Consider the following 21,753-nt stretch of genomic DNA (forward strand, 5'->3'; position numbering starts at 1 on the left):
AACCTTGTCCAACAAGATCGGAATCCACGCACTGGTGTGGGTCGGCGGCTGGAGCGAGCGCGAGGCACGCCACGCGATCAGCTCGTCAGCGGCGGCAGGCTACGACCTGATCGAGCTCGCGGCGATCCAGCCCGAGCTGTTCGACGCCGACCTGACCGCCCGGCTGCTCGCCGAACACGGCCTGTCCGCCGGGGTGAGCCTCGGCCTGGACGACACGACCGACGTGTCCAGCGACGACCCGGACATCGTGGCGGCGGGCCGGAAGCGTCTGGACCTCGCGCTCGACCTGGTGCGTGACGTCGGCGGCGACTATCTGGGCGGTGTCATCTTCGGCAAGCTCGGCCGCTACACCACGCCGCTGACCGAACGCGGCAGGGCGCATTCCGTCGAGACGATCGCGCGGCTCGCCGACCGCGCCGCGGAGTCCGGCATCACGCTCGGGCTGGAGTTCTGCAACCGGTACGAGACCAACGTGCTCAACACGACCGAGCAGACCCTCGCGTTCATCGCCGAGACCGGCCGGGACAACGTCGTCGCGCACCTGGACACGTACCACATGAACATCGAGGAGACGTCGTTCCGCGAGCCCGTCCTCGCGGCGGCCGCGGCGGGCAAGCTCGGCTACGTGCACGTCGGCGAGTCGCACCGAGGGCAGCTGGGCACGGGCTCGGTGCCGTGGGCCGAGTTCTTCGAGGCGCTGCACGAGGTCGACTACCGCGGCACGATCACGTTCGAGTCGTTCTCCTCCGAGGTGGTCCACCCGACCCTGTCCTCGGCGTTGTCGATCTGGCGCAACCTGTGGACCGACGGCATGGACCTGGCAACCGGAGCCCGAGCGTTCCTGAAGCAGAACTACGAAACCCGCTGAGCGCAGTTCGTGTTCACCACGGTTCACCACGAGCATCTTCAGTCTCGCTGATCACTTCAGTATCGGCTCGCAGAGCGTCATGTCGCGTCGCAGACGCCGCAATGTCTGCGACGCGACATCAGCGTCTGCGAAGTCGTCCGAGCGCGCCGCACACATGCCGCGCGTGTTGTTCATCTGCTCACCCCCGGGCCGTGGTGATCATGGTTCGTGGGTTGTCGGACGCTCAGCGGCCGCGCCAGGCCAGGGGTGATGTGGTGAGCGCGGCATCGGCGATCCGCGCCGCCGTGTCAGTGGTGAGTGCGGCCCGGGAGCTGTCGATCCAGCCCTGCACGGTGGAGTAGCCGGCCTCGCGGTATTCGACGGCTTGGATGAGGCACTCGAGTTTGTCGGCGTCCTTGGCGCAGCGAACTTCGACTGTGCGCTGCTCCTCGTATTCGTCGACGATGGCTCGTACGGTCTTGCTAGTGGTGTCCGGCAGGCTCTGGGTCTGGTCAGCTGTGATCGCGGCCGGGACAGGTTTGTCGAGGTAGGGCCTTGCGGTATGTGGAATGTCGCCGGTCCTGGTCTCTTGCGAGTCGTGCCAGACGGCGAGGAGGGCCGCGCGGGCCGGGTCGGCGCCTTCCTCTGCTGCGATGATCGTCGCAAGTTGGGCGACGCGCAGGCTGTGCTCGGCGACCGACTCGGGATCACGGAGGCCGACCTGCCACCAGCCGGAGCGGCGGATTCTCTTGAGCAGTCCGAGCTCGAAGGCGAAACTGGCGATGGCTTCGGATTGGAGGTCCGCTGCGTGCTCTTCCACGACCGGTGACACTACCTATCGTTGAGCTGCTCGGGCGGCATAGCTCACATCCGAGAGCTCGCGTCTGGTCAGCGGCGAGAGATCATTGTGGTCCATGAGTACCGCGACGGCTGTCTGCAGTCGCTCGCCGAATAGGGGTCGATTTCCGAGCAGCTCGGGGTGGGTGAGTAGCAGCGCCCACAACGTGTGGACGTTGAGCTGTTCCTGGTCGGTGCGGGGGATCAGACGATCGAGGAGGTGCTCCATCAGTATGGTCCCGTCCCAGGAGCGAGGCTGGGTATCGATCATGAATTCGTCGTTGAGATGCACGGTGGTCATCTCACCGACCCAGTACGCCCAGTAGTTCAGATTCGCTTGTTCTTGCTGCTGAGACGTTCGTACGCCATGGACGAATCGTTCCAGAGGTTCGCGGTCGCCGCCGGAGGCCAGTGCTACCGCTGAGGACCGCACCGTGACCCACGTGTCGGCCTTTTTGGCACCGGCCCGCGTCTCACTGAGGTTGCATGGACAGGGAATCTCAGTTCTGCGGGCGTGTTGCCGGTGAACGGCCAAGTTATCAAAGCAGTAAGCCTGCGCTGATGTGCCGTACTTCCGAGAAGGTTCATCTCGGGTTCGATCGGTTTCATGCCTGCTTCTACTGCGTCCCCTATGAGTAGGTCGGCATCGATGGCGTCCCTCAAAGCGCGCACGGCCACCGATGTCGTACCTCGCTGGAGGAGCCTGGTCCGCAGCCGCGTGAGGTCGCGGACCCGCAACGATGCCAACGGTCGGCGGCCACTTTCCCACCCCTGCACGGTGGCGACATCGACATCGTGCTCGTGGGCAAGTTGAGACTGAGTCATCGCTATGGACTCACGGATCAGTTTGAGTGCGAACCCAGACACCACTCCTGGATCTCTTAGCGAACCCTGACTGGCATGTCGGGTTCCAGTGGTACCGGCCATCGAACCCAACCTCACTCCCAGCATTGAGCTGCGCTAATTCGTACTCGCGGTCCGTTCTGCGCCAGTCCGGATCAGCTTAGCGTTTGACGATCGGAATAGGGGAATGGGCCTTGTTTCATGGTGACTTCGAGAGGTTCGCCCGTGGTCTCGCGGAATCTTTGCGATTGCAATCTGTTCGTGGTGATTGGCTGATGGTCTGGAAGCTCTGCCTAGGTGCGACTGATCACTGGGTGACGGGTGAAGACGCCGAGCCCGGATGCGGAACCGTCACGGGGATATGTGGGGCACACGCCTACGCGATCGGCGTGGGGGGAACGCCTGATCGAAGGTGCGGCCGTTGCAGGGCACGTCTCGCAGACCGTGGTGTCGCGTCGCAGACACTGCAGTGTCTGTGATGCGACATGAAGCTCCGCGAAGTGCCGGTTCCGGAGCCGTAGGCTGACGGGGTGGGTCACTTCGGGGTCATCGGGCTCGTTCTGCATCCGGCTCGTGACTGCGGGCCCGCTGTTCGGACCATCGCGGCGTGGGCGGCGGCCCGCGGGGTTCGGGTGCTCGGCATCGCGGGGGAGCCGGATGACGTGCCTGGTGTCGAGGTGTGTCCCCAGGAGCAGCTGGCGAAGCAGGCCGACCTGCTGGTGAGCCTCGGTGGGGACGGCACCATGTTGCGCACCCTGCGGCTCGCCGTCGAGCACCAGATCCCGGTGCTGGGCGTCAACCTCGGCAAGCTCGGTTTCCTTGCCGAGATCGACGTGCCGGACCTCGAGTCGGCGTTGGGTGCGATCGCGGCACAGCAGTACGAGGTGGAACCTCGGGTCGCGGTGGAAGCCACCGTGGTGGGTGACGGCAGCCGGATCGCGTTCAACGACGTCGTCCTGATCCGCATGCCGGGCCAGCGCCAGGCCGCGATCGGGCTGCACATCGACGGGCAGCCGTTCGTCCGGTACGTCGCCGACGCGGTGGTCGTGTCGACGCCCACCGGATCGACGGCCTACAGCTTCTCGGCGGGCGGGCCGATCGTGTCGCCGAGGGCGCAGGGGCTCGTGGTGATCCCGGTCGCGCCGCACTCGGCGTTCAACCGTGCGTTGGTGCTGGCCTGCAGTGAGCCGCTCGCACTGGAGTTGCTGCCCAGCAGCGGGCCGCTCGGCCTCGAGGTGGACGGTGAACTGGCCCGCACGGTCCATCCGGGGGAGCGCGTCGAGCTGACCACGAAGGTCGCGGCCGGGTCTGTCGTACGGCTGGGGAGCACGACCTTCTACCAGCGGGCGCAGCGGAAGCTCAAGCTGTCCGACCCGGGTGAGCTCGGCTAGCTACTCGTCCATTTGAGTGTTCTCAATACGATCACGTCCAATCACGCTTGTGATGCAGGTCACAGTGTGATGCGGTCAGAGCTGCCTTTCTAAAATCCAAGCAAGTGGTTAAGTATCCTCTTAACCTGCTGGGGGTTGCAGCCGGAGGTGAGTTCGCTCGTGCGTCCTTGGGCGAAGAACACGGTGTACGAGTGGCTCGTCGCGCGACTGGCCGAGCTCAGCGGACTACCGGCCGAGGCCATCGACGGACGTGAGCCCTTCACCCGGTTCGGGCTCGACTCCGTCAGCGTGACAGCACTGGCCGCCGAGCTGAGCGAAGCATCCGGGCACCGCGTCCCGCCGACGGCGCTGTGGGCCCACCCGACCCCGCGAGCGCTCGCGGCGGCGCTGGACGGCGAGGACGGGACGCCGGTCGCGGAGGCGGCTCGGCGAACGGACGACCCGATCGCCGTCGTCGGGCTGTCCTGCCGGTTCCCTGGCGCGCCCGACGCCGACCGGTTCTGGGAGCTGCTGAGCACCGGGGCCGACGCGATCGGAGACATGCCGGCTGACCGGTGGACCGGTGGGCGGCGAGCCCGCGGCGGTTTCCTCGACCAGGTCGACGGGTTCGACCCGGAATTCTTCGACATCTCACCGCGCGAGGCCCCGCACATCGACCCACAGCAGCGGCTCGTGCTCGAACTGGCCTGGGAGGCGCTCGAAGACGCCGGCATCGGTCCGAGGAGCCTCGGTGGAAGCCGGACCGGTGTCTTCATCGGCGCCATGTGGAACGAGTACGGCGCCGGCATCCAGGCCGATCCCGACCTGGTCACCCAACACTCGCTTTCCGGCGGTGACCCGAGCATCATCCCGGCGCGCGTCTCCTACCACCTGGGGCTGCGCGGCCCGAGCCTGCAGGTCAACACCGCGTGCTCGTCGTCGCTGGTGGCGGTGCACCTCGCGGCGCGCAGCATCAGGGACGGCGAGTGCGAGCTGGCGCTCGCCGGCGGAGTCAGCCTCATGCTCGGCAAGGACACGATGACCGCGCTGGAAGGCCTCGGTGCGCTCTCGCCGAACGGTCGGACGAAGGCCTTCGACGCGAGCGCCGACGGCTACGGCCGCGGCGAGGGCGCCGGCCTCGTCGTACTGAAACCACTGGGCAGGGCTGTCGCCGACGGCGACCCGATCTACTGCGTGATCAAGGGCAGCGCGGTGAACCACGACGGGTTCTCCAACGGGCTGACCGCGCCGAGCCCGGCCGCGCAGGAGGCGATGCTGCGCGACGCCTACGCGCGAGCCGGCGTGGCGCCCCACGACGTCCAGTACGTCGAGGCGCACGGAACCGGCACCGTCCTGGGCGACCCGATCGAGGCCGGTGCGCTGAGCGCCGTCCTCGGCGCGGACCGGCCGTCCGACCGGCCGCTGGCGATCGGATCGGTGAAGAGCAACATCGGGCACCTGGAGCCCGCCGCCGGCGTTGCCGGACTGATCAAGGTGGCGTTGTCGATGCGTCACCGTGCTCTGCCCCCGACCGTGGCCGTGAGCGAGCCGAACCCCCACATCCCGTTCGCCGAGTGGCGGTTGCGATTACCACGCCAGCTGGAGCACTGGCCGGCGGACGAGCACGGCCGGCTCGTCGCGGGTGTGAGTGCGTTCGGGTTCGGCGGCACGAACTGCCACGTCGTGCTGGAAGGGGACGCCACGACGCCGACGCGGGCGGTCACGCTGTCGGCCGACAGCGACGAAGGACTGCGGGACATCGTCCGGAGGCTGGCGAACACCGAGGACGGTCAGGATCTCGACCGGCTGACGTCCTCGATGCGCGACACCGGCGGTTCCCACCGGCTGGCGCTGTCCGCCCACGACCGGGCCGAGCTCGCTTCTCGCGCGCGGAGCCACCTGGCGGGTCACGAGGTTCCCGGGGTGTCGGCCGGACGAGCGACCGGACAGCGGCCGAGGGTCGTCTTCGTGTTCGGCGGCCAGGGCTCGCAGTGGGCCGGGATGGGCGCACGGCTGATGCGGGTCGAGCCGGCGTTCCGCGCGGCTCTCGCGCGGTGCGACGCGGCGCTGCGACCGCACACCGGCTGGTCCCTCGTCGAGCTGCTGACCTCGGACGACGACGACTGGAACGAACGGACCGACCTGGCCCAGCCGGCGATCTTCGGGATGCAGGTCGCGCTCGCCGAGATGTGGCGCCACCGGGGCGTGGAGCCGGACGCAGTCGCCGGGATGAGCATGGGAGAGGTCGCCGCGGCACACGTCGCCGGTGCGTTGAGCCTCGACGACGCCGCGCTGATCATGGCTCGGCGCAGCCGTCTCGCGGCGTCGCTGAGCGGTCGTGGCGCGATGGCGGTCCTGGAACTCTCACCCGACGACACGGCACAGCGCCTGCGGTCTCACCCCGACCAGGTGTGGATCGCGGGTCTCGCGGGCCCCCGGTCGACGATCATCTCCGGTGACCGCGCCGCCGTGGAGTCGATCCTGCGTGGGCTCCACGACGACGGTATTCGCGGCGGGTTGATCCGCGTCGACTACGCGTCGCACTGCCCGGTCGTCGACGGCGTACTGCCGGACCTGCGCGTGGCGCTCGCCGGCGTGCGGCCCGCGCAGCCGAGGCTGCCGTTCCATTCCTGCGCCACCGGGCGACGGATGGCGGGCACCGAGCTGACCGCCGAACACTGGGCGCGCACCGAACGGGACCCGTGGCGGTTCGCGCCGGTCGTCGAGGAGCTGGCCGCCCAGGGAAACTGCGTCTTTCTCGACGTCAACCCGCATCCGGTGCTGACCCCGGTGCTGGCGCAACACGGTGTGGACGGGTTCGGTTCGTTGAGCCGAGCTGACGACGGCCGCACCACGATGATCGATTCATGGGGCGCCCTGTACGTCCGGGGGGTGACTCGCCCGGCGTCGGACGACGACCGTCAGCGGCTGCTCCTGCTGTCGGCCCGTTCCCACGAGTCGTTGCTCACCGCCGCGGACCGGATGGCGGATCATCTGCTCGCCGAGCCGCCCCCGTCCCTCCTGGACGTGTGCCACACGGCGGGAGCGCGGCGGGACCACCACGAGCACCGGCTCGCCGTGGTCACGGGCACCCGGGGGCACACGGTCGAGCTGCTCCGCTCCGTCGCCGAGGGACTGTTCCCCGGTGGCGTCGAGCTGGGGCGCGCCGAACCCGACGAGCAGCCCGGCCCCGTTCTGGTCTTCTCCGGCCAGGGTTCCCAGTGGGCGGGCATGGGACGTCGGCTGATGGCCGACGAACCGGTGTTCCGCGCGGTGATCGACGACTGTGACGAGCTGCTGCGTCCGCTGTCCGGATGGTCGTTGGTCGACGAGCTGTGCGAGGACCCCGACGACAGCAGGCTCGCGCGCACCGACGTGGCACAACCGGCGCTGTTCGCCGTGCAGGTCGCGCTGACCCGGCTGTGGCGTCACTGGGGCGTGGAGCCGGCCGCGGTGATCGGCCACAGCGTCGGCGAGGTCGCGGCCGCGCACGTCGCGGGTGTGCTGCCGCTCGACGAGGCGATCCGGGTCGTCTGGCACCGGGGCAGGCTGATGCGCGAGGCAGCAGGCGCCGGCCGGATGGCGCAGGTCGAGCTGCCGGTCGGTCGCCTCGCCTCCCAGCTGGGCGAATGGGCTGATCGGGTCGCGGTGGCGGCGGTCAACGACCCCGATTCCACCGTCCTGTCCGGTGACGCCGAGGCGGTCGCCCAGGTGCTCGCGCGGCTGGGCAGAGCCGGCGTGGCCTCCCGTGAGCTGAGGGTCGAGTACGCCTTTCACAGCCCGGCCATGGAACCGGCGCGAGCGGCGCTGACCGGTGCACTCGGCGAGGTCGCATGTGGGCCGGGCACGGTGCCGATCGCCAGCACCGTGACCGGAACCTGGCGGGACGGCAGCGACTTCGGCGCCGGACACTGGGCAGCCACGGTCCGCGACACCGTGCGATTCGCCGACGCGGTGGGCGCGGCGATCGCGGCGGGCCACCGGAGTTTCGTGGAGATCGGGCCGCACCCAGTACTGCTGGAGAACGTCCGCCGATGCCTCGCCTCGGCGGCCGTGCGGGGACGTGTGGTCGGCTCGTTGCAACGCGACCGGGACGACCGGGACGCGATGCTGCGCGCAGCGGGTGCGCTGCACGTGCAAGGCCTCACGCTCGACCTCGACCGCGTGGGTGGTTCCGCCGAGGGCACGGTCGTGCCGTTACCCGCGCCGGTCTGGCGGCGCGAACGGTACTGGCTCGCGGCGGACCGGCATGCGGTGGTCGACGGCCACCCGCTGCTGGGCCCCGGTCTGACGTCGTCGATCGAGCCCGGAACCCGGTACTGGCAGCGGAAGCTCGACCCGGCGCGGCTGCCGTACCTGACGGACCTGCGAGTCCACGGGGAACCTGTCGTGTCCGCCGCCGTGTTCGCCGAGCTGGCGGTCGCGGCCGCGACCGACGCCCAGGGGCCCGTGACACTGACAGGCCTGCGTTTCGAGCGCATGTTGCCGCTCGACGGTGTTCCGCCGCTCGTCCAGGTCGTCCACACCCTCGGGGACGGGGCGTTGTCGATGTCGAGCAGCCCGGGTGACCCGGGCAGCGACTGGGTCCGGCACGCGGTCGCGACCGCCACCGTGCCGGCGGCCCGGCGCGAGCCGGCTGAGACACCGGACGACATCCGGCGGCGGTGCACCCGGGCGCGGTCCGGCACGGAGCACTATCGGCTGCTCGCCGACGCCGGGCTCGACATCACCGGCGACTCGGCCGCCGTGCGTGACCTGTGGTTCGGGCCGGACGAGGTGCTCGCGCGGATCGTGCTCCCCGAGTCGGCCGGACACGTGGCCGGCTACCACGTCCATCCCGCGCTGCTCGACGCCGCGCTCCAGAGCCTGATCGCACTGCGCGCCGAGCGGGCCGGCGTGCAGGTCGTGACCGGGATCGACCGGCTCACCACGTGGGCCCGGCTCGGTGGGTCCGTCTGGGTACACGCCCGCGCCGACGGTGACCTGCTGGTGTTCGACGACGCGGGTGTGGTCGTGGCCGAGGTCGGTGGTGTGCGGCTGCGGCCACTGGCGCCCCCGGGCGACCGCGATCCGCTGCACGACCGGATGTACACGCTGACCTGGCACCGCCACGAGCACCTCCCGGCCCCCGCGCCGGTGGACCCCGCTTCCTGGCTGGTGCTCACGGACCCGGACGGCCCCGGGCACGCGCTCGCGCGAGAGCTGCGCGACCACGGCCAGCTCAGCACCGTCGTGACCACGGCGGACATCGAGCCGAACGAGCCGGACCCGCACCTGGCCGGTGATCCGCCCTCGGGCATCGTCGTTGCCTGGGACCAGCCGGTCGCCTCGGTCGAGGCGCTCGTCGCGGCGGTCGCGCGACGAGGCTGGCGGGATTCGCCTCGACTGTGGCTGGTGACCCGGAACTCCAGAATCGTCGGCTCGGACAGCCACCAGACGCCGCCCCGGCAGGCCGCGCTCTGGGGCCGGGGCGCAACGATCGCGCTGGAGCACCACGACCTGTACTGCACACGGATCGATCTGGCGTCCGAGCCGGATGCCGAGGACGTCAGGCGGCTGGCGAACGAGCTGCTCACCGACGCGGCGGACCGTGAACCAGAGGTGGCGCTGCGCCGGGACGGCCGATATCTCGCGCGGCTCGAACGGTTCCCCGCCGGGCAGCTCCGGGATGTCTCGCTGTCCCGGGACGGAGCCCACCTCGTCGTGACCGACGACCGGGAGCTCGCCGGAGTACTCGCAGAGTGGCTGGTCGGACTGGGCGTCCGGGAGGTGGTGGTCGCGGACCGGTCGGGCACGGTCGGTCACCTCACGGTGGCGGGCGCCCAGGTCTCGACCGTGCACTGTGATGTCTCCGACGAGGGCCGGCTCACCGAGCTGCCGGGTCACCTGCGCGGCGTGGTGTACGCCCAGAGCGGCAGTGCCGGCGCGTGGAACCTGCATCGGCACAGTCCCGGCCTGGAGCTCTTCATGCTGTTCTCGTCGGTCGCCTCGCTGCTCGGCTACCCGGGCGGCGCCGCCGACGCGGCCGTCCTCGACGCGATCGCGGCCTCCCGCCGCGCTCAGGGCCGGACCGCACTGAGTATCAACGTCGTCCCCGCCGGCACCCCGGCACTGGGCGTCGGCGGTGTGCCGATGGCCGACGTGACCGGGGCGATGACGCGCGCGCTGGGTACCGGCCTCGGCCAGCTGGCGGTCATGACGTTCGATCCCCGGCAGTGGGCGGAGTCGTTCCCCGGCGCCGCCGGGTCACCGCTGCTGGCCGTGACCTCGGCCCGGGCCGGAACGACGCCGCTCGGCGACCGGATCGCCTCGGCGACCCCGGGGGAGCGGCTCGACCTGGTCGAGGCGCACCTGATCGAACAGCTCGCCCTGACCGTGGGCCGGCGGCGGGACAGCCTGGACCGGTCGACGACGTTCCGCAACCTGGGGCTCGAATCGTTGATGGCGGTGGAGCTGCGCAACCGGCTGGAAGCCACGCTCGGTGTCGAGCTGTCGGTGGCGGCCCTGTTCAGCCACGCCACGATCGCGGCGCTCGCCGGGCACGTCCTCGGCGAGCTGGGACAACCGGCCCCGGCCGTCGAGGAGGAACCGGAGGACTGGGCGGACCTGGAACACGACATCGCGGAGATGTCCGACGCGGAGGCCGAAGCCGTGTTGCTGGCGAGCCTCGCCCTGGTCGAGGAAGGACTCCGAGGTGAGTGAGCAGGCATCGGTCGTCAAGCAGGCCCTGTTCGCGGTCAAGAAGCTGCAGGCCCAGCTCGACGAGGAGACCCGGAAGAGGAACGAGCCGATCGCCATCGTGGGGATGGGCTGCCGGATCCCGGGCGGGGCACAGAACCCCGAACAGTTCTGGCGGTCCCTCGACGCCGGTGAGGACCTGATCACCGAGGTGCCGAGGGGCCGCTGGACCGACCAGCGGGAGGTGAACGGCGCGGTCCGCTGGGGCGGGTTCGTGCCCGAGGTGGACCGGTTCGACCCGGCGTTCTTCGGTATCTCGCCGCGTGAGGCCGCCGCGATGGACCCGCAGCAGCGCATGCTGCTCGAGGTCGGCTGGGAGGCGCTGGAACGGGCCGGACTGCCGCCGGACTCGTTGGTCGGGTCGAGGACCGGGGTGTTCGCCGGTGTCGTGGTCACCGACTACGACAAGATCAGTGGCGGCGAACGGGACATCTACACGGTCACCGGCAACGGGCACTCGTTCCCCGCCGGCCGGCTGTCCTACGCGTTCGGCTTCGAGGGCCCGAGCATGACCGTCGACACGGCGTGCTCGTCCTCGCTGGTCGCGGTGCACCTGGCCTGCCAGAGCCTGCGGTCCGGCGAGAGCACCACGGCGCTGGCCGGCGGGGTCAGCCTGATGCTGGCCAGGGACATGACCGACATGATGGCCAGCTCCGGCGCGCTGTCCGCCGATGGGCGCTGCAAGACCTTCGACGCCCGCGCGAACGGCTACGTGCGCAGCGAGGGCTGCGGTGTCCTGGTGCTCAAGCGGCTCGCCGACGCGCTCGCCGACCAGGACCCGGTACTCGCGGTGATCCGGGGTTCGGCGGTGAACTCCGACGGCCGCTCCGCCGGCCTGACCGCGCCCAACGGGACGGCCCAGCGGGCTCTGCTGCGGCAGGCGTTGCGCGCCGCCGGCGTGGCGGCGTCCGACGTCGGCTACATCGAGACCCACGGGACCGGCACGCCGTTGGGTGATCCGATCGAGGTGGACGCACTCGCCGACGTGTTCGGCGCGCCCCGGCCCGACGGGGAGCCCTGCGTGCTGGGCGCGGTGAAGACCAACATCGGGCACCTGGAGGCGGCCGCCGGCGTCGTCGGCCTGATCAAGGCAGTGCTGGCGCTGCGCCACGAGACGATCCCGGCGAACCTGCATCTGCGCACCCTCAACCCGAGGATCGACCTCGCCGGCACCCGCCTGACGTTGCCGACCGCGCCGGTCGACTGGTCCCGACGGCCGGAGAGGCCGAGGATCGCCGGGGTCAGCTCGTTCGGAATCAGCGGCACGAACGCGCACGTCATCGTCGCGGAGGCCCCTGAACCGGCGGCGTCGGAACAGCTGGCCGGCCCGGTGGTCGTACCGGTCTCCGCACGCACCGGGACGGCGTTGACGGAACTGACGGCGGACTTCCAGGAGCTGCTCCGGAGTAACCCCGCCGAGCTGGACGCGATCGCCTACACCGCGTCGGTGCGGCGTCAGCACCACGAGCACCGGGCCGTCCTCGTGGCGGACCGGGACGGTTCGTCCCGACTCGTCACCGGCCCGGGCGGCACCGACGCACCGAAGGTGGTGTTCGTCTTCCCCGGGCAGGGTTCGCAGTGGGCCGGTATGGGGCGTGATCTGTACGAGGCCGAACCGGCCTTCCGGGACGCTCTGGACACGTGTGACGCCGCGATCCGGGCCGAGACCGGATGGTCGGTGGTGGCCGAGCTGCACGCGCCGCGGTCCCGGTTGGAGCCGTCGACCGAACGGATCGACGTGGTGCAGCCGGTGCTGTTCGCCATCCAGGTCGCGCTGGCGCACTGGTGGCGGTCGGCGGGCGTGCGGCCGGACACCGTGCTCGGCCACAGCATGGGCGAGATCGCGGCCGCGCACGTGGCCGGCGCGCTGACCTTGGCGGACGCGGTCCGCGTCGTGTGCCGGCGCAGCCGGTTGCTGCTGCGGCTGGCGGGCAAGGGGGCGATGGCGCTGGTCGAGCTGCCCGTCGACGAGGTCCGTCCCCGGCTGTTGCCCGCGCGCGACCTGGTGTCCGTCGCGGCCAGCAACAGCCCCCGGTCGACGGTCCTGTCCGGCGATCCCGACGCGCTCGACCGGATATTGGCCGAGCTGACCGACGAGGGGGTGTTCTGCAGGCGGATCAAGGTGTCGGTCGCCTCGCACAGCCCGCAGGTGGACGCACTGACCGGTGAGCTGCTGGCGGAGCTGGAGGGGATCTCCCCGGTGCCGACCACGATCTCCATGCGCTCGACCGTGACCGCGGGGCTCTGCGACGGCGCATCACTCGGTCCGGAGTACTGGGTGCGCAACCTCCGTGAACCCGTGCTGTTCGCCCCCGCCGTCGCCGCGTCCGGCCCGAGGATGGTGTTCGTCGAGCTGAGCCCGCATCCCATCCTGTTGCCCGCGATCGAGGAGGCGGGCCACGTCGCGCTTGCGTCGCTGCACCGGGACCGGCCCGCGCGCACAACGCTGAGGGAGTCACTGGCCGCGCTGTACGCACACGGATATCCGGTGGACTGGGCGGCTCAGCACCCCGACGGTGCGCGCCGGGTCGTCGAGCTGCCGACCTACCGGTGGCAGCGGGAACGGTTCTGGGTCGACGAGCCCGTCCGGGGCCCGGCCCGGGTGGGGCATCCGCTGCTGGGCGAGCCGATCAGCCCGGCCGCGCTGCCCGGGGTGCGGATCTGGGAACGTGCGGTCGCCGAGCCGTACCTCGCCGAGCATCGCGTGGACGGCGCGAGTGTGCTCCCGGCGTCCGCGTACCTGGAGATGGCGTTCGCCGCATCCGGGCGGGACTGTCTGCTGGACGTGTCGTTCGAACGCATGGCGGAGCTCGACGAGACCGGCACACGCACCATGCAGGTCATGCTGGACGGCGAGCGGCTGGAGATCGTCGGCCGGGCCGGCGACGAGGACTCATGGGTCCGGCATGCGAGCGCCCGGATACCCGCCGCCGACCAGGCCCGATCCACCTCCGCCGAGCAACCGCAGGCGATCCGTCACCGGTGCACCGCCGAAACCCCGGGAGCCGAGCACTACCGGCGACACGGCGAGCGTGGTATCGAGTACGGCCCGGCGTTCCGAGGCGTCGAGCGCGTGTGGACGGGTGTCGGGGAGGCCCTCGGCCAGGTCCGGTCACCGGCCGGTGGCGGCTACCGTTGCCATCCCGCTCTGCTCGACGCCTGCCTCCAGGTGCTCGGTGGGCTGATCGCCGAACAGCGCGCCGTGCCTCCTGATGTCGCGGTGGTCCCGGTGAGCGCCCGGCGCGTGCGCATGCGCCGATCGCCGGACCGCGCGGTGTGGGTCCACGCGCGGCTCGAAGCCGGACGCGATGGCGGCGACCTGACCGTGTTCGACGAACAGGGCACGCCGCTCATCGAGGTGGAGGGCCTGACCGTGGCCCGGCTCGCCTCCGCGACGCCGTACGCGCGGTGGTTGTACGACGTCGAGTGGCGGGCGGCGGAGCTTCCTCGCCCACCCGGAGCGGAGGCCGCGACCTCGCCGTGGCTCGTGCTCGGAGACTCCTCGGGGGTCGGAGCCGAGGTGGTCAGGACCCTGGAGCGGCGCGGTCACCCCTGTGTACTGGTCGCCGCGAGCGAGCTGGACCGGCATCCCGGGCTGGGCGACGGCGCGGAACAGGCGTGGGAGGAGCTGCTCGCCCGGTCGTTCGGCGAGGGACGTGACTGCGCGGGCATCGTCCACCTGTGGAGCCTCGACGCCACGGCGGCCGACCACACGACGTCGGAGTCACTCGAATCCGACCAACGCGTCGTGGGCCTGAGCACGCTGGGACTCGCCCGCGCGGTCCTGCGCCGGCGGTGGCGCGAACAGCCTCGCCTGTGGCTGGTCACCGAGGGCGCGCAGTGCATCGACCCCGAGGACGGACTGTCGGCGCTCTCGGCGTCCACGATGTGGGGCTTCGCCAGGACGCTGGGCATGGAGCATCCCGAGCTCGGTTGTGTGCGGGTGGACCTGAGCCGCCGGTGGACAGCGGGCGAGTCGGCACAGCGGCTGGTACCGGAGCTGCTCGCACCGGACGACGAGGACGAGATCGCGCTGCGTCCGGGCGGTCGCCACCTGGCACGCCTGGTGCGCACGTCGTTCCCGCCCGGCGAGCCCGATCCCGTCACGTGCCCCGACGCGACCTACCTCGTCACCGGTGGGCTCGGCGGGCTCGGTCTCGGGCTGGCCGAGTGGCTGGCCGACCGCGGCGCCGGTCACCTGGTGCTGCTCGGCAGACGTGCGGCGTCCCCCGAGGCCCTGGCCCGGCTCGACGAGCTGCGTGCCAGGGGAGTGGAGGTCGTGGTCGCCGCCGCCGATGTCACGAAGCGAGCCGAGCTGGCCTCGGTACTCGCCCACGTCGACGAGCACATGCCGCCGCTGCGGGGCGTTCTGCACGCGGCGATGGTGCTCGACGACCGGACCGTGCTGGAGCTGGACGCGGCCCGGTACAGCCGGGTGCTCGCACCCAAGGTGCAGGGCGCCTGGAACCTGCACGAGCTGACGCTCGGCCGCAAACTCGACTTCTTCGTGCTGTACTCCTCGGCCGCCGTGCTGCTCGGCTCACCCGGGCAGGCCAACTACGCGGCGGCGAACGCGTTCCTCGGCGCGCTGGCCAGGTACCGGGCCGGCAGAGGCGAACCGGCGCTGTGCATCGACTGGGGCCTGTACGCGCGGGCGGGCATCATGGCCGGCCGCGACGACGACGGCGCTCGGCTGGCCGGCAGGGGTGTCGGCACCCTCACCCCGGAGCAGGGCACCGAGATCCTCGGCAGGCTGCTCGCCGGTGCCGCTCCCCAGGTCGCCGCGGTCAAGGTCAACCTGCGTCAGTGGCTGGAGTTCTATCCGGCGGCGGCCGGCTCCTCACTGTTCCGTGAGCTGCGCGGCACCGAGGAACACGAGCCGGCGGACGCGGGTGTCGTCGACCGGCTGAGCGCGGCCGGTCCGCACGAGCGTGGCGCGCTCGTCACGGCGTTGATCACGGAGAACCTCGGTCGCGTTCTGCGGCTGGACCCCGAGCGCATCGACCGGTCGCGGAGCATCCCGGCGATGGGGGCGGACTCGTTGATGGCGCTGGAGCTACGCAACCGGCTCGAGGCCGCTCTGGGCGTCCGCCTGCCGGTGACGTTGTTGTTCACCGCGCCGACCGTCACCGCGCTGGGCGACCAGGTGCTGGAGCGGCTCGGACTGGCGGACGAGCCCCGCGACGAGCCCGATGGGTCGGACCTCGACGACCTGAGCATGGACGAGCTGCTCGCCGAGATCGACGGCGCCGTGGACAGGGTCGAAGGAGACCGACAGTGAGTGGTGCGTCCCCCGACGTCGAGGCCCGCTACCGGTCGCGGCTGGTCAGCGCGGCGTCCGCGCTGCGCGAGCTGCAAGGCCAGGTCGACCGCCTGCGCCGGGAGAAGACCGAACCCATCGCGGTCGTCGGCATGGGGTGCCGGTTCCCCGGCGGCGGCGACGACCCGGAGTCGTACTGGTCCATGCTGCTCGACGGAACCGACGCGGTGTCCGAGCGCTACCCGGACGCGCCGGTCACCGAGGCGCGGTGGGGCGCCTTCCTGGAGGGCACGGACACCTTCGACGCCGCGTTCTTCGGCATCTCACCGCGCGAGGCCGCCCGGCTCGACCCGCAGCAGCGGCTGCTGCTGGAGGTGTCCTGGGAAGCGCTCGACGACGCCGGGGTGGTGCCGTCGAGGCTCGCCGGCACCGACACCGGAGTGTTCGTCGGGATCAGCGGCAACGACTACCTGCTGCTGGGGTCGAACGAACGGGACGGCTACATCGGCACCGGGACCGCGCACTGCTTCGCACCCGGACGCCTGTCCTACCTGCTCGGCGTGCACGGACCGAGCCTCGCGGTGGACACCGCCTGCTCGTCCTCGCTGGTCGCGGTGCACCTGGCGATGCAGAGCCTGCGCAGCGGGGAGAGCGCGCTCGCGGTGGCCGGTGGGGTCAACCTGATCCTGGACCAGGCCGGGACACAGATCGTGGCCGACCTCAAGGCCTTGTCGCCCGACGGCCGGTGCCGCACGTTCGATGCGCGCGCCAACGGGTTCGTGCGGGGCGAAGGGTGCGGGGTGGTCGTGCTGAAACGGCTGTCCGACGCCGAGGCGGACGGCGACCGGGTGCTCGCGGTGCTGCGCGGTTCGGCTGTCAACTCGGACGGTCGCTCGGCGGGACTCACCGCGCCGAACCTCGTCGCCCAGCGGGCCATGCTCGTCGGCGCACTGGAGTCATCGGGTCTGCCCGCCGAGCGGATCGGCTACATCGAGACACACGGAACCGGGACCGCGCTCGGCGATCCGATCGAGTACGAGGCACTGACAGAGGTGTTCGGGACGCCCCGGGCGGACGGCACGCCGTGCGTGCTCGGCGCGGTCAAGAGCAACATCGGCCATCTCGAGGCGGCCGCCGGGATCGCCGGGCTGATCAAAGCGGTACTGGCACTGCGGCACGGGCGGATTCCGGGCAACCTGCACTTCCGCACGCTCAACCCGAGGATCTCGCTGGACGGCACGCCGTTCGTGATCCCCACCGTGGCACGCGACTGGCCGGCGACCGACACACCGCGCGCCGCCGGGATCAGCTCGTTCGGCATGAGCGGCACCAACGCGCACCTCGTGCTGACCGAGGCCGCGCCGCAACCCGAGTCGCCCACGAGCGCCGGGCCGGTTCTGGTGCCGTTGTCGGCCCGTGACCCGCACGCGCTGACCGAACTCGCCGTCAGGTATGCGGACCTGCTGGATCGCGACGAGCACGCCCTGGCGGACCTCGCGTACACGGCCGGTGTCCGGCGCGGCCATCACAGCAGGCGCACGGCGGTGGTCGGGGAGTCGGCCACCGAGGTCGCCGAAGGACTGCGGGTGTTCGCCCGACGTCCGGTGGAACCGACCCCGGCGCCGGACGTACCGACGGTCGGGTTCGTGTTCTCCGGGCAGGGCAGCCAGTGGATCGGTATGGGCCGGGAGTTGCTGGCGACCGAGCCGGTCTTCGCCGAGGCCGTGTCCCGGTGCGACGTGCTGATCGCGAAGTACGGCTCGTTCTCCCTGCTGGAGGAGCTGACCGAGGGCTCGGCTCTGCACCGGACGCGGATCGCCCAGCCCGCCATCTTCGCCGTCCAGGTCGCGCTCGCCGCGTGGCTCGCCCATCAGGGCATCCGGCCGGACGCGGTGATCGGCCACAGCGTCGGTGAGATCGCCGCCGCGCACGTCGCCGGGGCGCTGAGCCTGGAGGAAGCCACCCGCCTGGTCGTCACCCGGGGACGGATCATGGCCCGCGCCGAGGGTTCCGGCGCGATGGCGGCAGCCGCGGCGAGCCCGGAGGTGGCGACGGAGGCGCTGTCCGGCACCGGCGTGGTGATCGCCGCGGTCAACGACGCCCGGTCCGTCGTCCTGTCCGGGCCGGCCGAGCAGCTGGCCGAGGTGACGCGGAGGCTGACCGCCGGCGGCGTGCGCTGCCGGCCGCTGCAGGTGGACTACGCGTTCCACTCGCCGGCGATGGCGCCGCTGGCCGAGGAACTCGCGCGAGACCTCGGACCGGTCGAGACGGGCAGGACCGGCTGTTCCTTCTACAGCACCGTTCTCGGCGAACGAGTCGACGGCACGCACCTGACCACCCGGTACTGGGCGCGCAACGTCGCCGATCCGGTGCGGTTCGCCGACGCGCTGAGCGCCGCGGCCGCCGACGGCCACCAGGTCTTCCTCGAACTGGCACCGCACGCGGTCCTGTCCGCGAACATCCGGGAGAGCGGTGTGACGTCGGTGCCGACGTTGCGCCGGGAGCGTCCGGAGAGACGCGCGCTGCTCGAGGCACTCGGCGCTCTCTACACGGCCGGATACCCGGTCGACTTCGCTCGGCTGTACCCGGCGGGCGGCACCGTCCGCTCATTGCCGAACTACCCGTGGCGCCGGGTCCGCCACTGGCTCGACGAGCCGGGACGGCGGTCACCCTCGGCGGCCACCCCGGACCCGGTACTGGGCACCAGGCTCGACGTCGCCGGCACCCTGGCCGTCTTCGAGAACGAATGGGCTCCGGGCCGCACCCCACCGGCGATACCGGACCTGGTGCACGCCGGAGCGGTCCGGGTGCTGGGTACCCAGCGGATCGCGGTGACGGAACTGTCGGTCGAGCGGATGCTCACCGCGCCGTGCCGAGCGCAGCTCGTCCTGCGCGCCGACGACGAGACCGTCACGGCGACGGTCTACAGCAGGACCGGGGACGGACCGTGGACGGCGCATGCGCGCGGGCGGGTCGATGCCGCCGGGTCCGCCCCATGGCCGGACGAGGTACGTGCGCTGCCCGCCACCGAACGGGAGACCGTGGTGGGGGACGCGGTGCGTACCGACGTGTGTGCCGTGCTGCAGCTGCCCCCGGACTTCCAGCTGCCCCTCGACGAGCCGCTGACCGAGCTGGGCATGGACTCGCTCATGGCCGTGCAGGTGCGACACGAGCTCGCCGCGCGGACCGGCTGGGAGCTGCCGTCCACCCTGGTCTTCGACCATCCGACCCCCCGGGCCGTCACCGGGTACTTGTTGCGGCTTCTCGCCGGGGAACCCTTGGAGGAAATGGCTTCATGAAGGTCTACGGAACCGCCACCAGCGCGGCCACCCATCCGGTGCTGATGGTGCTCGCGGAGAAGGAGCACGAGGCGGAGCTGGTCCACGTCAGCATCCTGAAGGGCGAGGACAAGCTGCCCGAGCATCGACGGCTCCAGCCGTTCGGCGAGGTCCCGGTGCTGGAGGACGACGGTTTCCTGCTGTACGAGTCCCGGGCGATCATGCGCTACCTCGACCGGCGGCTGCCCGGCATCCAGCTGAGCCCCGCCGATCCCCAGGCCTGGGCGTTGATGGAGCAGTGGATCAGCATCGAGCAGTGCTACGTCAGCTCGCCGGTCTGGGAGATGGTCCGCTCCGGCCCGGTGTACGACATCATCCGGCGCAGTGTCGGCATGGAGCTGCCCCCGCCGCCCGACGCCGCCGGGGTCGCGGCCGCCCGTTCCACGCTCGCCACGGCGTTCGACGTCGCCGACACGACACTCGGCGGGCAGCAGTACCTGGCCGGGGACACCTTCTCCCTCGCGGAGGTGTCCTGGCTGCCGTACCTGCAGTACCTGGTCGCGTCGAACGGCGGTGACCTGATCACCGAGCGCCCCAACCTCGCCAGGTGGTGGGCGGCGATCAGCACCCGCCCGAGCTGGGCCCGCGTCGGCCACGTACTGGAGGAAGCTGAGTGAACCGGTTCGACCTGTGGGCCGAACAGATGAGTGTCGACCCGCTGCCGACGCTCGCCAGAATGCGCGCCGAAGCACCCTTGGTGCGCCTGCACAACCCGAACCAGGACGCGCCGGAATGGCACGTGACCCGGTACGCCGACGTCGTGGCGCTGCTGCGTGACCCTCGGTTCAGCAAGGACAAGCGCAAGCTGTCCGACGAGGCCAGGGGCCGGTACTTCAGGGTCACGGAGTTCGATGGTCTCGACAAGCACATGCTCTTCGCCGACCCACCCGAGCACACGAGGTTGCGCTCGCTCGTGGCGAAGGCCTTCACCCCGCGCAGGATCGCGGACCTGCGGCCCTCGGTCGAGAAGGCGACCGAGCGGCTGCTCGACGAGGTCGCCGAGCACACGGAGGTCGACCTGCTCGACGCGTTGGCCTTCCGGCTGCCGATCACGGTGCTCGCCGAGCTGATCGGGATCCCGGTGACCGACCAGGATCGGTTCCGGGAATGGACCGGCATCCTCGTCGCGCCCGCCGACTTCGACCAGCTGCGCCGGATGGTGATCGAGCTGGAGGAGTATCTGGGGCAGTTCCTGGCGATGCGCAGGCGTCACCCGGGTGACGACCTCACCAGCGCGCTGCTCGCCGCCGAGCAGGATGGTGACCGGCTGTCCCCGGTCGAGCTGATGAGCATGACGTTCCTGCTGGTGGCGGCCGGGTTCGAGACGACGGGCAACGTCATCGGCAACGGGGTGTGGGCTCTGTTGCGTCATCCCGAGCAGCTGCGGCGGCTGCGCGGCGAGCCGGAGCTGATCGGGTCCGCGATCGAGGAGATCCTCCGGTGGTGCCCCTCGGTGAAGAACACCACCGGCGTCTTCCCGCTCACCGACGTCGAGTTCCTCGACACGGTGATCCCCGCCGAGGAGATGGTGATCGGCTCGATCCTGTCCGCACACCACGATCCCGAGGCGTTCGACCGGCCGGAGCTCTTCGACATCGCGCGGACGCCGAACAAGCACCTGGCGTTCGGGCTGGGCACGCACTTCTGCCTGGGGTCCTCGCTGGCCCGCGTGGAGGCGTCGGTGGCGGTCGGCGCGGTGGTGCGACGGTTCCCGGCACTGCGCTGCGCCGCCGACCCCGACGCGCTCGCCTGGAAGGACGGCGTGTTCATCCGAGGTCTCGAACGACTTCCCGTGGAGGTGCGATGACACTCGAGGTGCGTCAGGCGAGCCTGGCCGACCTGGACGACATCATGTCGGTCGAGGCCGACTGGGAGGAGTCGCAGCGGGCGAGCCGGGAGCAGATGGCGACCCGGTTGGAGAAGTTCGCGGCCGGGTTCTGGCTGTACGAGCAGGACGGCGAGGTCGTCGGCACGCTGATGAGCTTCCCGCTGCGGTACGCCCCCGAGGAGGTCTCCCAGCTCAGCAGCTGGGACCGGGTGACCAATGAGGGCGACTATCCGGACATCGACCTGGCTTCGGCCAACGGGCTGTACCTGGCGTCCGGTTCGATCAAGAAACGGGCGCGGGGCAGCACCGTGTACGTGGCGATGATGGAGACCCCGGTCGATGCGGCCAGGGACATGGGCTTGAGGTACGTGCTGGCCGGCGCGAAGATCCCCGGTTACGACGCCTACTGCCGCCGCTTCGGCGACGTCGACGCCGCGGACTACGCGTTCCGCCGTCTCGGCGGTGCCCTGGTCGACCCGTTGCTGGAGATGTACCGAGGTCATGACTACCACGTCCCCGACCGCGCGCACATCGTGAAGGACTACTATCCCGATCCGCCGAGCCGCGATTACGGAGCCCTGGTGGTCCGAACGCTCTAGCCGGACACAGCGTATTCGCCGTATCGGCTTCCGGTATATTGATGTAGTTATGATTCGCGGGACGTTGCCCGTGATACGTGTCAATTCAATGTG

Annotated in this window: 10 protein-coding genes; 8 read left to right on the forward strand and 2 right to left on the reverse strand. The window is 70.8% G+C overall.

The window, feature by feature from the left end; all coding sequences use genetic code 11:
* Nucleotides 1-4: 4 nt before the first annotated feature.
* Nucleotides 5-868, forward strand: coding sequence for a sugar phosphate isomerase/epimerase family protein (locus tag G406_RS0107520; RefSeq protein ID WP_028933375.1), 864 nt, complete (start codon nt 5-7; stop codon nt 866-868).
* Nucleotides 869-1,091: 223 nt separating this feature from the next.
* On the opposite strand, the gene G406_RS0107525 is transcribed toward G406_RS0107520, so the two are convergent.
* The gene (locus G406_RS0107525) at nt 1,092-1,667 is read right to left on the reverse strand and encodes an HD domain-containing protein (RefSeq protein WP_028933376.1); all 576 of its coding nucleotides are present in this window, start codon (nt 1,665-1,667) and stop codon (nt 1,092-1,094) included.
* Between the two features lie 15 nt (nt 1,668-1,682).
* Nucleotides 1,683-1,985, reverse strand: coding sequence for a hypothetical protein (locus tag G406_RS45190; protein WP_051341762.1), 303 nt, complete (start codon nt 1,983-1,985; stop codon nt 1,683-1,685).
* Nucleotides 1,986-3,057: 1,072 nt separating this feature from the next.
* On the opposite strand from G406_RS45190, the gene G406_RS0107535 reads away from it, so the two are divergent.
* From G406_RS0107535 to G406_RS0107565, 7 genes are all read left to right on the forward strand, one after another.
* A complete protein-coding gene (locus G406_RS0107535; protein WP_028933377.1) occupies nt 3,058-3,918 on the forward strand; it encodes an NAD(+)/NADH kinase in 861 nt (286 codons plus the stop codon).
* A gap of 159 nt (nt 3,919-4,077) precedes the next feature.
* Nucleotides 4,078-10,599 (forward strand): type I polyketide synthase, encoded by a 6,522-nt coding sequence (locus tag G406_RS53715; protein WP_156934713.1) that lies wholly within the window; start codon nt 4,078-4,080, stop codon nt 10,597-10,599.
* Nucleotides 10,592-15,916 (forward strand): type I polyketide synthase, encoded by a 5,325-nt coding sequence (locus G406_RS0107545; RefSeq protein WP_028933378.1) that lies wholly within the window; start codon nt 10,592-10,594, stop codon nt 15,914-15,916. Before G406_RS53715 ends, G406_RS0107545 begins: the two co-directional genes overlap by 8 nt.
* Nucleotides 15,913-19,194 (forward strand): type I polyketide synthase, encoded by a 3,282-nt coding sequence (locus G406_RS45200; protein ID WP_051341764.1) that lies wholly within the window; start codon nt 15,913-15,915, stop codon nt 19,192-19,194. The genes G406_RS0107545 and G406_RS45200 overlap by 4 nt, the downstream gene beginning before the upstream one ends.
* Nucleotides 19,191-19,850, forward strand: a complete 660-nt coding sequence (locus G406_RS0107555) for a glutathione S-transferase family protein (RefSeq protein ID WP_028933379.1) — start codon at nt 19,191-19,193, stop codon at nt 19,848-19,850. Before G406_RS45200 ends, G406_RS0107555 begins: the two co-directional genes overlap by 4 nt.
* Nucleotides 19,847-21,040: a cytochrome P450 family protein gene (locus tag G406_RS0107560; protein WP_037075470.1), complete on the forward strand. Its 1,194-nt coding sequence runs from the start codon at nt 19,847-19,849 to the stop codon at nt 21,038-21,040. The genes G406_RS0107555 and G406_RS0107560 overlap by 4 nt, the downstream gene beginning before the upstream one ends.
* A complete protein-coding gene (locus tag G406_RS0107565) occupies nt 21,037-21,660 on the forward strand; it encodes a hypothetical protein (protein ID WP_028933381.1) in 624 nt (207 codons plus the stop codon). Before G406_RS0107560 ends, G406_RS0107565 begins: the two co-directional genes overlap by 4 nt.
* Nucleotides 21,661-21,753: the final 93 nt, after the last annotated feature.

The organism is Actinospineispora spinosispora DSM 44797, from assembly GCF_000429025.1.
Lineage (GTDB): Bacteria > Actinomycetota > Actinomycetes > Mycobacteriales > Pseudonocardiaceae > Pseudonocardia > Pseudonocardia spinosispora.

Coding starts and splice junctions, on each gene's coding strand:
- G406_RS45190 (WP_051341762.1), bottom strand. CDS start 1,985: ATGACCACCGTGCATCTCAACGACGAATTCATGATCGATACCCAGCCT.
- G406_RS0107565 (WP_028933381.1), top strand. CDS start 21,037: ATGACACTCGAGGTGCGTCAGGCGAGCCTGGCCGACCTGGACGACATC.
- G406_RS0107555 (WP_028933379.1), top strand. CDS start 19,191: ATGAAGGTCTACGGAACCGCCACCAGCGCGGCCACCCATCCGGTGCTG.